Raw genomic sequence first — 11,736 nt, 5'->3', positions numbered from 1 at the left:
TTATGGTGCCGCGCGGTCACGATTCGTAAGCTGCCGGGATGCAGCTGGAGTTGAGGCACCTGCAAGCCGTCTGCCGGATAGCGGAGGCAGGCAGCCTGGGCGCGGCGGCGCGCCGGCTCGGGGTCTCCCAGCCGGCGCTCTCCGCGCAGCTGCGCAGGATCGAGCGGGTCACGGGCGGCGAGCTGTTCGTACGCGGCCGCAGCGGGGTGGAGCCCACCCCGCTGGGCCACTTCGTCCTCGCCAAGGCCCGCCGGGTGCTCGGCGAGATGGACGCCCTGGGCGCCGAGGCCCGGGCACTGTCGGCGGACGTGCCCCTGCGGCTCGGCTGCATCCTGCTCGTCCTGCTGGACGGGCTCCTCGCACGCACCGACCTGGCCCTGGCCGGGCGGGAGGTGGCCGTGGACCTGGAGAACTCGGTGACCGCCCTCGTGCGGATGCTCGGCGCCGGGCGGTACGACGCCATCGTCTACGGCGAGGTCAACGACTACGAGGTCCCGCTGCCCGGTGGCGTCCGGGCGCGCACCGTCGTGCCCCGGGAGCCGTTCTGCATCCGGATGTCGGCCCGGCACCCCCTGGCCTCCCGCAGCCGGCTGGAGCTGGCCGACCTGGCGGGCGAGCAGTGGATGACCCTCGTCCAGGACGACGACGGCGGCCCCGAGGCCCTGATCGAGGCCTGCGCCGAAGCGGGCTTCACCCCCTCGCTGCGCTACCGGATCACCGACCGGAAGATGCAGCACGACCTGATCGCGGCGGGCCGGGCGATCTCGCTGAGCCAGCCCACCGCCCCCGCCGTGCCGGGCACCGTGATGCGGCCCCTGGCGGGGACCCCGGTCACCGGGCGGATCCGGCTGGCCTGGAACCGGGCGTCGGTCTCCGCGCACCAGGGGGATCTGCTGCACCGTGCGGCGGTCGAGGCGTATCTGGCGAACGTGGACAACAACGCCTTCCACCGGACATGGTGGGACGCCCACCCGGAAGCGCACCCGACCCTCGGCTGACCCCTGCCGAAGAGGCGGATTCCGGTCGGGTTACCATATGAGCGCCGCCTAGCTCGAAAGATAACTCTGTGACTGTCAACGAGGACTCGTTCAGCAACTGGAAGACCCGCGAGGAGATCGCGGAGTCGATGATCCCGATCATCGGGAAGCTGCACCGCGAGCGGGATGTAACGATCCTGCTGCACAGCCGCTCCCTGGTGAACAAGTCGGTGGTCAGCATCCTCAAGACCCACCGGTTCGCCCGGCAGATCGACGGCGAGGAGCTCTCGGTCACCGAGACCATGCCGTTCCTGCAGGCTCTCGCCGCCCTCGATCTCGGTCCGTCGCAGATCGACATCGGCATGCTCGCCGCCAACTACGGCAGCGACGACCGCGGGCTGTCCGTGGCCGAATTCACCGCCGAGGCCGTCGCCGGCGCCACCGGCGAGAACAAGCTGGAGCTCTCCTCCGGCCGCGACGTCGTCCTCTACGGCTTCGGCCGCATCGGCCGCCTCGTCGCCCGCCTCCTCATCGAGAAGGCCGGCTCCGGCAACGGCCTGCGCCTGCGCGCCATCGTGGTCCGCGGTGGAGGCGAGGCCGACCTGGTCAAGCGCGCCTCCCTGCTGCGCCGCGACTCGATCCACGGCCAGTTCCAGGGCACGATCACCGTCGACGAGGCGAACAGCACGATCATCGCCAACGGCAACGCGATCCGCGTGATCTACGCGAACGACCCCTCCGAGGTCGACTACACGGCGTACGGCATCAAGGACGCCATCCTCATCGACAACACCGGCAAGTGGCGCGACCGCGAGGGCCTGTCCAAGCACCTGCGCCCCGGTATCGACAAGGTCGTCCTGACCGCCCCGGGCAAGGGCGACGTCCCGAATATCGTGCACGGCGTCAACCACGACACGATCAAGCCGGACGAGCAGATCCTGTCCTGCGCCTCCTGCACCACCAACGCCATCGTCCCGCCGCTCAAGGCCATGGACGACGAGTACGGGGTGCTGCGCGGCCACGTGGAGACGGTCCACTCGTTCACCAACGACCAGAACCTCCTGGACAACTACCACAAGGCCGACCGCCGCGGCCGCTCCGCGCCGCTGAACATGGTCATCACCGAGACCGGCGCCGCCTCCGCCGTCGCCAAGGCGCTGCCCGACCTCAAGGCGCCGATCACCGGCAGCTCGATCCGCGTCCCCGTCCCGGACGTCTCGATCGCCATCCTCAGCCTGCGCCTGGGCCGTGAGACCACCCGCGACGAGGTCCTGGAGTACCTCCGCGGCGTCTCCCTGCACTCGCCGCTGAAGCGCCAGATCGACTTCACCACCGCCCCCGACGCCGTCTCCATGGACTTCGTCGGCTCGCGCCACGCCTCGATCGTGGACGCCGGCGCCACCAAGGTCGACGGCGACAACGCGATCCTGTACCTCTGGTACGACAACGAGTTCGGCTACTCCTGCCAGGTCATCCGTGTGGTCCAGCACGTGTCCGGCGTCGAGTACCCGACCTACCCGGTCCCGGTCGCCTGACCGGCCCGACCAGGCAGAGCGTGCTCCGGTGCCCCGTCGACATCCGTCGGCGGGGCACCGCCGCGTTCCCTAGACTGGCAGGGTGAACGACAACGCACTTCCCCCCTGTCCCGAATGCTCCGGCGCGTACGCGTACGAGATGGGCGCCCTGCTCGTCTGCCCCGAGTGCGGGCACGAGTGGCCGCTCGTCGCCGCCGGGGGCGGCGAGTCCCCCGGGGAGCGGGTGATCAAGGACGCCGTCGGCAACGTGCTCGCCGACGGCGACTCGGTGACCGTCGTGAAGGGCCTGAAGGTCAAGGGCCACCCCACCGGCATCAAGGCCGGCACCAAGGTGCGCAACATCCGCCTCGTCGACGGAGTCGACGGCCACGACATCGACTGCAAGATCGACGGCTTCGGTTCCATGCAGCTGAAGTCGAGCGTGGTGCGGAAAGGCTGATTTCCGACTGACATCCCACCGACTTCCGCCCCCGTCCACCCCCCGGTGGACGGGGGCGTCGTCGTGTCCGCGGTGTTTTCGCAGCTGTCTTTTCGGCCGGAGTGGCCTGAATGGTTCGATCCGATCCCCGCGGGGCGCCGATTTCCACGAAAACGAGCCAGGGGCCGTCCGGGTCCGGAAGCGCGGCTGGATCTCGGCTCTAGCGGACCTTCAAGCGCCCGGGTGATCCTGAGTTCCGGATCGGCCGACAGAAAGAGCCGGACGGGATCGATATCCGGCCGGGCCGAAATCCGAGCACATCCGGCATTCCCTTCCGCGGCCTGCCTTCTTTCGCCTGCCCGCGGGATCCCGCTCCGTGCACATGCGGCTATCGCCTCCATCAAGGGAGACACACGTGTCCGACACCGCGCGCACCCCCGAATTCGGCTTCGACGACCTCGACCTGGACCTCGGCGACCTGACCGTCACCGCCATGCGGGACACGGTCGCGCTGCCCGAGGGCGGGGCCTCCTGGGGCTCCTGCTCCTGCCAGGGCTCCTCCTCGTGCAACAAGCCGCCGGTCATGGACTCGCTGCTCGACTGACCGCCCCGCACCCCCCGGACACCCGGACCACCGGCCTTCCACCAGAGGAGTCATCCATGACCGCCGGCAACCACACCCCCGACTTCGCCCTCGACGACCTCGACCTGGACCTCGGCGACCTGACCGTCACCGCCATGCGGGACACGGTCGCGCTGCCCGAGGGCGGGGCCTCCTGGGGCTCCTGCTCCTGCCAGGGCTCGTCGTCCTGCGCCCAGCCGGCCCAGCCGACCCCCGTGTAACCCCGCCGTCCCACGACGCAGAACAGCTTCCCGCCGCGCCCCGAGCGCGGCGGGAAGCCCGCGCGCCACCCACCCACACAGACGGGGACCAGCATGCAGCAGCCACACGGCACGCCGGCCGGGACCGGCACCGACGCCTACCGGGTGTGCTCCGCGCCGTACGCGCTGGTCCGCGCGACCGTACTGAGCCACCCCGCCCCCACCGCCGAAGCCGCCGGATTCCGCACCCGGCTCGCCCGGCTCCGCGACCTCGAACGGCAGCTGCTGGAGACCGCCCCGGCCCTCTGCGACGACCTCCACGACAGCCGCGGCGGCCACCCCGACGCCCTCCACCGCGACATCGTCCTCCCGCTGCGCCGCGCCCTGCACAACGGGCGCGAACCCCGCCCCGCCCTGCTGGAACGCCTCGGCGACCTCCCCGCACGGATCCCCCGGCTCGCCCACTGGCTCGACCTGCGCACCCGCCGCGACGCCCTCCTCGCCGCACTGGCCCCCGCCGCCGAAAGGGCCCTGACCGCCGAACGCGGCGCCCTGACCGCCCTGTGCCGTGAACCCGCCCTCGCCAAGGCCGTCGCCCTCACCAGCGCCGACCTGCTGCGGGCCGTGGAACGGGCGGCCACCGGCGCCCAGGACCGCAGGGCCCGCAAGGAGGAGCCCGCCGTCCTGCGCTACGCCCTGCGGGCCAGCACCAAGACCAGCCCCCTGTCCTGGTTCACGGCCGTCGGCTGGGGCCCCCTGCCCGCAGCCCCGGGCCGCACGGTCGCCTCCTGGGGCACCGCACTCCTGTTCGAGGGCCCGCTGCGGGCGGCCGTGCAGCCCAGCCGCACCCTGACCACCGCCCTCGTCCTCGCCCTGCTGGACGCCCCGCACCGCCGGGCCGCCCTGCCCCACCGCATCACCAGCACCGCCCGCCTCACCGACGGGCAGGCGGCCTACACCCGCGACCGGACCGCCTTCGCCGGGGGCCGCTACCTCGTGGCCGCGCAGGACGAGGCCCGGCTGCCGTACACCGGCCCGCTGGCCCTCGTCACCGAGAACGCCGCACACCCCGTACCCCTCGACGAGCTCACCGCCCTGCTCGCCGCCGCCCTGACCGGCGCGGCCGGCGCCGACGGCCCGGCCGCCGCGGCCGGCTTCCTCGGCCGGCTCGCGGAGGCCGGACTGCTCGTGCCCACCGCCCCCGTCCCGCCGCAGGACACCGACCCGCTGGGCCGGACCGCCGACTGGCTGCGCTCCCTCGACGGAACCACCGCCGAAGAGGCCGCCGAGGACGCCGCCCACGCCTCACGCCTCGACGGGCTCGCCCGGGCGACCGCCGACTTCGCCGGTGCCCCCGCCGCCGCCCGCCCCGCCCTGCTGACCGGCCTGTCCCAGCGCTGGACCCGGGCCCTGGCCGCCGCCGGCCGCCCCGTCCCGGCCGTCTCGGCGCCGCTCAGCCCGGTCTCCGAGGACGTCGTCGCCCCGCACCCCCTCGACCTCGACGGCTTCCTCGCCCCCACCGACCACGAGGCGCTCGGCGAGGTCACCGCGCTCGCCGAGCTCTTCGACCTCGGCCACCTGCTGCGCCGCGTCGTCCGCGACCGCTTCGTCGCCCGCTACGGCACCGGCGGCCGCTGCCCGGACCCGTGGGAGTTCGGCCCCGACATCGCCGAAGCCTGGGAGGCCGCCGGGGGCCTCTCCGCCCTCGACCCCGCCGACGCGCTCCCCAGCGGCACCGGCGCCCTCGCCCACCTGCGCGCCGAGGCCGTCACCGCCGTCCGGGACGCCCTCGACGCAGACCCGGCCACCGCCCCCGAAGTCCTCCTGCCCCCCGGCCTCCTCAAAGGCCTCGGCGACCGGCTGCCCGCCTGGGCCCTCGCCCGTCCGCTCAGCTACGCCTACTTCCTCCAGCGCGACCCCCGCCACGGCCTGCTCTGCGTCAACCAGGTCTACGGCGGCTGGGGCCGCTTCACCAGCCGCTTCCTCGACACCCTGGACCCCGCGGCCGCCGCCGCGGTCTCCGGGCAGATCCGCCGCGCCCTCGGCCCCGGCGCCCGCGCCGCCCAGATCCGCCCCGTCGGCGGGTTCAACGCCAACCTCCACCCCCTCCTCGTCCCCGACGAGATCGGCCCCGACCGCCGCTGGGCCTCCCTCGGCGAAACCGACCTGGAACTCGTCCACGACGAGACCGACGACCAGGTACGCATCCGGCTGCGCGACACCGGCGAACTCCTCGACGTGCTCTACCCCGGCTTCCTCGCCCCGGTCCTGCTGCCGCGCCGCCTCGGCGCCCACCTCAGCGACCAGCCCCACGGCATGGTCGACCTCGGCCCCCTCGTCCCCCGCGGCACCCGCCACGCCCCCGGCGGCGGCCGCGTCACCCACCTCCCCCGGCTGCGCCACCGCGACCTGGTGCTCCGCCGCCGCCGCTGGCTGCTGCCGCCCGGGACGGTGGAACGGCTCCGCGCCGACCTCACCGCCGACGGCACCGTCCCGGCGCAGGCCGCCGCCCGCTGGCGCGCCGCCCTGGACCTCCCCGAGCAGGTCTTCCTGCACCCCGCCGGAGCCGCCCCCACCGGCCGGGCCGCCGAGGACTTCCTGACCGGGATCAGCCGCCCCAAACCGCACCTCGTGGACCTCGGCAACGCCCTGCACCTGCGCTGCCTGCCCAAATGGCTCTCCCGCCACGGCGGCGGCGCCGTCCTCGAAGAGGCCCTGCCCGCCCCCGGCGGCCAGAGCGCCCCGGCCCGCGCCGTCGAACTCGTCCTGGAGGTCTACCGCACCGGGCAGGGCGGCGGCCCCGGAGCGGCCGCCGAACGATGAACCGACACCGGACGACCACGGAAGGGAGCACGGAGCACATGCGTCCCCACGACCACGCCCTCGACGTGGTGGCCTACTACCACCACCCCGACAAGGCCCCCCTGCTGCGCGGAGCCCTGCTGCCCCTCGCCGAGTCGGCCACGGCCGACGGACTCGCCGCCCACGTGGAACGGCACTGGCTGCACGGCCCCCACCTGCGGCTGCGCCTCCAGGGACCGCCCCGCCAGGTGACCCGGACCGCCGGCTCCGCCGCGGCCGCGCTCCGCGACTGGCTCCGCGACCACCCCTCGCACGCCGACCTCACCGGGGCACAGCTGCTGGAACGGGCCGCCGAGGCCGGCCGCGCCGAGCTCGTACCCCCGCCCTACGGGCCGGTCCACCCCGACAACACCGTCCGTACCGAGCCCGTCGACCGCTCCTCCGTCCGCGGCCTCCTCGGCGAGGACGGCGCCGGCCTGCGCGACGACCTGCTCCGGGCGGGCCTGGGCGCGCTGCGGGCCGGCGCCGGCTTCCTCGGGGAGCACGGCGACGGCGCGCAGGCCCGGATCCGGCTCGCGGTCACCGCCCTCGCCGCGCACGCGAGCGCCCACCCCGGCGGGCTGGCCGGCGGCCACTGGTCGTACGTCTCCCACCTGGAGGACTTCCTCGTCCACGACGACCCCGACGGCCGGCTGCGCGCCCGCTTCGAGCAGCACGCCGAACGCGCCGGCGCGGCGGTGACCGCCCTCGTCGGGCGGATCGCCGAGGGCGGTGCGCTGGGCTGGGAACGGGCCTGGCCGGAGTTCTCGGCCGGCGCCTGGCGGCTGGCGCGCGCCCGCCACGACGCGGGCGCGGACCTCTCCGGCAGCCCGGCCGAGTACGGCGCCCGCGCCCTGGCCACCGGCGACCGCGGGGCGGCGGAACGCTGGAACCACGGACTGCGCACCCGCTACAGCGAGTTCCACCGGCTGCTGAGCCGCGCCGACCCGCACGGGCGGATGTTCACCAGCCCCGACTACCTCGTGTACCGGGCCTGCACCAACGCCCTGTACCGGCTCCTCGCCATCTGCGACGTCCGGCCGCTGGAGCGGTACCTGGCGGCGCACCTGGTCGTGAGCGCCGTACCCGGGCTGACCGGCAGCGACTGGCGCACGGAGGTCGGCGAGGCCATCGACGCGGTGGAGGGCCGGGCATGACCACCGTCGCGCGCCCGAGGACCGTACGCAGGCTGCGGCCCGGCGTGGCCGTGACCCCGCTGCGGGCCGGCCTGCACCTCAGGGGCCCGAGCGGCAGCCTCACCCTGGAGGGCAGCAACGCCCTGCCCGCCCTGTGGAAGCTCCTGGAGGAACCGCTGCGGGAGGGCGGGCTCGAAACCCTCCTCGACGGCATCGAGCCCGGGTCGGCGCTGCGCGGGGCCGTGGACACCCTCCTGCGGCAGCTGGAGACGCACGGCCTGCTGACCACGGGCGCCCCGCCGCCCGGCCCCGTCGGAGCGTGGCTCGCGGAGAGCACCGGGCGGCCCGCGGCCCCGGCCGCCGCGCTCGCCGCCGCCCGCGCCGAAGTGCTGGCCGGCCACCCGGACGCACCCCTGGCGCGGGCCGCCGGACGGGCACTGGCGGACTGCGGCCTGCCCGTCGCGTACACCGCCGACCCGGACCTCGCCGGGGACCGGATCCTGCTCCGCGTCCACGGCGCCGGCCCGGACCGGGCGGTCGCGGCCGGGCGGTGCGGCACGGGCGGATACGCCACCGCCCCCGGCAGCCCCGCCCAGGCCCGGGCCGACGCACGGGCCCTGGAGGCACGCCTCGGGCCGGCCGGGGACGCCGGGCCCGCCGCGTTCGTACCGCTGCTGGCCGGCGCCGCGGTCCACCGGCTGCTGTGCGCGGCCGCCGGGCTGGCGGACCCGGCCGCCGAGGGCGGTGACGAGCGGCTGCTGCCCGGTCTGCCCGCCGTGCTCCTCGCCGACGCCCGGCCGCTGCGCGCCGACTACCGCACCTGGCTCGGCCCGGAACGGTTCGACCGGGACCGGTGCACCGACCTCGCCCCCGCCCGGACCCTGGACGAGGCGCTGCGGCGGCTGGACGCCCTCGGCGACGGGCGCTGCGGCGTCCTGCCGGGGCCGGAACCGGCCGGCCTGGGGCAGCTGCCCGTACCGCTGGCCGCCTGCGCGCTCCCCCGGGGGCGGCTCACGGGCGGGGCGCCCCGGCTGGACCTGGCCCGCCTGGAGCTGTTCTGCCGGGCCGCGGAACTCTCGCTGGGGGAAGGGCAGTTCACGGTCGGGGCGAACCCGGAGCACGCCCGGGGGAGGGCGCTGCGGGCGGCGGCGGCCCGGCGGGCGGGAGGGGCCGTGGTGTCCGAGGAGGCGTGGTCGGGGCACCCGCAGGCCCGCCATTGGTGGACCACCCTGACCGTCCGCCTCGGCGTACCGGCCCGGCTGGAGGTGGTCCGAGCCGCCCCGGACGAGGAGGTCTACCACGCGGTGGTCCGCCGGACGCTTCCGCACCCCGCCGCCCCCGGCCCGGCCGGGCCGGGGGCGCCCCGGCCCCCCGGCGCCGACGCGCGGGCAGCCGGACCATCCGGGGCCGGGGTGCTCGGGGAAGCGGTCGAGGCGACCCCGGGCGACGCGGCGGCCTTCGCGGCACTGGCCGCCGTGTCGGCCGTATCGGCCTCCACACCCCCCGCCGTTGCCAACACCCCGCCCGCTCCCGCCGCCCCCGCCGCACCACCCCTCCTCACGGCCCCGACCGCCCCGGCTGTACCGGCCTCCCCGGCCGGGACGGGTGCGGGGCGGGTGCCGCCCTCGGGCGGGGCCGTCGCCGCTCTGGCCACGGCCGGAGCGCGGATCGCCGCCTGGGAGGACGCCGGCTGGACCAACGGCTGGATGGCGGACGTCGCCGGACGTGAGGTGCGGTTCCAGGCCGCGCTGCACCGGTTCACCGAAACCTCCCCCCGTACCGCCCAAGACCTCCCGGGAGTTCTCGAACTCCCCGACGCGCCGGGAGCCCCCGGCGTCCCGCGGATCCCAGGCGCTGCCGGACGCCCCGACGCCTTGTGTCCCCCTGACGCGCCGGGAGCCCCTGACGCTCCGGGAGCCTTCATCACCCCGGGAGTTCCCGGCGCCCCGGGGACCCCCGGCGACGCCGGAACGCCCGAGTCCGTGGAACCGGCCGCCGGCCGCGTCGGTGTCCCCGGCCCCGGGGAACTCGCCGCCCGTTTGCGGGCCTTCGGTTTCACGGTTCTGAACGCCCGGTCCGAGGAGGCCCGATGACCGGCTCCGGCCCCCTGGGGCCCCTCCGCGTACCCGTCCTGGCACCCGAGGACGCGCTCGCCGCTGCCGCCGGGCCGGCGGTGGTGCTGCTGGAGCGGTGGACGCTGGGGCTCGCCGAGGAGCTGAGCCGGCACGCGCTCGGCCACCCCGTCGAGTGGGTCCCCGTCCGCTTCGACGGGCCGCTCGCCGTCGTCGGGCCGGTGCTGGCCCCCGGGGCGGCGGCCTGCCTGTGCTGCACCGAGTACCAGCGCCTGGCCACGGCCGGCGGCCGGGTGCCCTGGCGGAGCCCGGCGCTCGCGCTGGCCGGCGTACCCGCCCCGGCCCTGTCCGCCGCCCTCGGCTCCCTGGTCCAGGACCTGCTGGCCGGGGAGGAGCCCGGCCGGGAGGACGGGGCGGCCGTCGTGCACGTCGTCCACCAGGGGCGCGGCACCTGGTCCACCCACCGCGTCCGTCCCGTCGGCGGCTGCGCCGTCTGCCACCCCCTCCCCGCCGACTCCGCGACCGCCCCGGACCCGCTGCCCGCCGCGCCCCGCCCGCTGCCCGACCCGTACGTGCTGCGCGCCCCCAATCCCCGCACCGCCGGTCCCGGACTCCTGCGGGAGGCGCTGCACGACGAACGGTTCGGGCCGGTGCGCCGCCTCTTCCGCTCCGAGGACTCCGCCTTCTCCCTCACGAGCGCGTTCGTCAGCGACGGCCGGCTCGTCGACGACGGCGGGTACGGCCGCGCCCACGACTTCGCGACCAGCGAGCGCATCGCCCTCTTCGAGGCCGTCGAACGGTACGCGGGGATGCGCCCCACCGGCCGGCGCACCGACCTGCGCGCCCCCTTCGCCGCACTCGGCCCCGACCGGGCCCTGGACCCCGGACGGCTCGGCCTGCCCGACCCCGCCCACCACGGGCACCCGGCCTCGCCCACCGTCCCCTACACGCCCGATCTGGAGCTGGACTGGGTACGGGGCTGGTCGCTGACCCGGCGCCGCCCGGTCCTCGTACCCGAGCACGTGGCCTACTGGGACGTGCCCGGCGCCGGCGGGCCGCGCGTGGTGTACGAGTCCTCCAACGGCTGCGGTCTCGGCAACAGCCCCGAAGAGGCCGCGCTCTACGGCCTGTTCGAGGTCGCGGAGCGCGACGCCTTCCTGATGGCCTGGTACGCCGCCACCCCCCTGCGCCGCGTCGAACCGCCCCCGGACGACCGGGACACGGCGCTCCTCGCGGACCGGGCCGCCGTCGCGGGCTACCGGCTGCTGTTGCTCGACGCGACCAACGACTTCGGCATCCCGGCGGTCGTGGCCGTCTGCCACTACGAGGGCACCCACCCCGACGCGCCCCGGATGTTCCTCGCGGCCGGCGCCCACCACGATCCGCGGGCCGCGATCCGCTCCGCCGTGGCGGAGGTGGTCACCAACGTCCTGGAGTCGCCGGGGCGGTCCTTCGCCGAGGACGGCGCACGCGACCCGCGGCGGCTGCGGCCCATGCTGGACCGGCCGGAGCTGGTGGTCGGCCTGGACGACCACGTCGGGGTCAACGCCCTCCCGCAGGCGGCCCCCCGGCTGGCGTTCCTCCTCGCCGACACCCCCTCCGTGCCGGTCGCGGCGGCCTGGCCGGGCGCGCCGGAACCGGTCGCCGACCTCGCCGCCCTGCTCACGGCGACCGTGGACAGGCTGGCCGCGACGGGTCTGGAGGTGGTCACCGTCGACCAGAGCGAACCGGGACTGCGCGACCGGCTCGGCCTGCACTGCGTGAAGGTCGTCGTCCCCGGCTCGCTGCCGATGACCTTCGGACACGTCAACCGGCGCACCCGCGGCCTGCCCCGGCTGCTCGACGTGCCCCACCGGCTGGGCCGCACCCCCCGGCCGCTGCGCCACGAGGACCTGGCCCTCCACCCGCACCCCTTCCCCTGATCCGCCCTTCCGC

Annotated in this window: 9 protein-coding genes; all 9 read left to right on the top strand. The window is 75.9% G+C overall.

Going from position 1 to position 11,736, the window contains the following annotated elements:
- The first annotated feature begins 38 nt into the window (after window positions 1-38).
- The 9 genes from B4U46_RS05740 (at window position 39) to B4U46_RS05700 (ending at window position 11,723) form a co-directional block, all read left to right on the top strand.
- Window positions 39-998 (top strand): LysR family transcriptional regulator, encoded by a 960-nt coding sequence (locus B4U46_RS05740; RefSeq protein WP_079424635.1) that lies wholly within the window; start codon window positions 39-41, stop codon window positions 996-998.
- 68 nt (window positions 999-1,066) lie between these two features.
- The gene (locus B4U46_RS05735) at window positions 1,067-2,512 is read left to right on the top strand and encodes a glyceraldehyde-3-phosphate dehydrogenase (protein WP_079424633.1); all 1,446 of its coding nucleotides are present in this window, start codon (window positions 1,067-1,069) and stop codon (window positions 2,510-2,512) included.
- An 82-nt stretch (window positions 2,513-2,594) separates the two neighbouring features.
- Complete coding sequence (locus B4U46_RS05730; RefSeq protein WP_079424631.1) at window positions 2,595-2,951, top strand: zinc ribbon domain-containing protein YjdM; 357 nt, start codon at window positions 2,595-2,597, stop codon at window positions 2,949-2,951.
- 394 nt (window positions 2,952-3,345) lie between these two features.
- Window positions 3,346-3,534 (top strand): thiazolylpeptide-type bacteriocin, encoded by a 189-nt coding sequence (locus B4U46_RS05725; RefSeq protein ID WP_079424630.1) that lies wholly within the window; start codon window positions 3,346-3,348, stop codon window positions 3,532-3,534.
- Window positions 3,535-3,590: 56 nt separating this feature from the next.
- Entirely contained in the window at window positions 3,591-3,773 is a 183-nt protein-coding gene (locus tag B4U46_RS05720) for a thiazolylpeptide-type bacteriocin (RefSeq protein WP_079424628.1), read from the top strand.
- Window positions 3,774-3,866: 93 nt separating this feature from the next.
- Window positions 3,867-6,575 carry a lantibiotic dehydratase gene (locus tag B4U46_RS05715; RefSeq protein WP_079424627.1) on the top strand — a complete coding sequence of 903 codons (2,709 nt, stop codon included), beginning with the start codon at window positions 3,867-3,869 and terminating at the stop codon, window positions 6,573-6,575.
- A 38-nt stretch (window positions 6,576-6,613) separates the two neighbouring features.
- On the top strand, window positions 6,614-7,750 hold the full coding sequence (locus B4U46_RS05710; protein ID WP_159402072.1) for a lantibiotic dehydratase C-terminal domain-containing protein: 1,137 nt from the start codon (window positions 6,614-6,616) through the stop codon (window positions 7,748-7,750).
- Window positions 7,747-9,822, top strand: a complete 2,076-nt coding sequence (locus B4U46_RS05705; RefSeq protein ID WP_079424624.1) for a hypothetical protein — start codon at window positions 7,747-7,749, stop codon at window positions 9,820-9,822. The genes B4U46_RS05710 and B4U46_RS05705 overlap by 4 nt, the downstream gene beginning before the upstream one ends.
- Complete coding sequence (locus tag B4U46_RS05700) at window positions 9,819-11,723, top strand: TOMM precursor leader peptide-binding protein (RefSeq protein WP_079424622.1); 1,905 nt, start codon at window positions 9,819-9,821, stop codon at window positions 11,721-11,723. The genes B4U46_RS05705 and B4U46_RS05700 overlap by 4 nt, the downstream gene beginning before the upstream one ends.
- Window positions 11,724-11,736: the final 13 nt, after the last annotated feature.

It is taken from the genome of Streptomyces katrae, from assembly GCF_002028425.1.
GTDB lineage: Bacteria > Actinomycetota > Actinomycetes > Streptomycetales > Streptomycetaceae > Streptomyces > Streptomyces katrae_A.
This window is presented reverse-complemented; position numbering and strand designations above follow the sequence as displayed.

Excerpts from the sequence above, each read along its gene's own strand:
- B4U46_RS05740 (WP_079424635.1), top strand. The coding sequence starts at position 39 with ATGCAGCTGGAGTTGAGGCACCTGCAAGCCGTCTGCCGGATAGCGGAG.
- B4U46_RS05720 (WP_079424628.1), top strand. The coding sequence starts at position 3,591 with ATGACCGCCGGCAACCACACCCCCGACTTCGCCCTCGACGACCTCGAC.
- B4U46_RS05715 (WP_079424627.1), top strand. The coding sequence starts at position 3,867 with ATGCAGCAGCCACACGGCACGCCGGCCGGGACCGGCACCGACGCCTAC.
- B4U46_RS05710 (WP_159402072.1), top strand. The coding sequence starts at position 6,614 with ATGCGTCCCCACGACCACGCCCTCGACGTGGTGGCCTACTACCACCAC.
- B4U46_RS05705 (WP_079424624.1), top strand. The coding sequence starts at position 7,747 with ATGACCACCGTCGCGCGCCCGAGGACCGTACGCAGGCTGCGGCCCGGC.
- B4U46_RS05700 (WP_079424622.1), top strand. The coding sequence starts at position 9,819 with ATGACCGGCTCCGGCCCCCTGGGGCCCCTCCGCGTACCCGTCCTGGCA.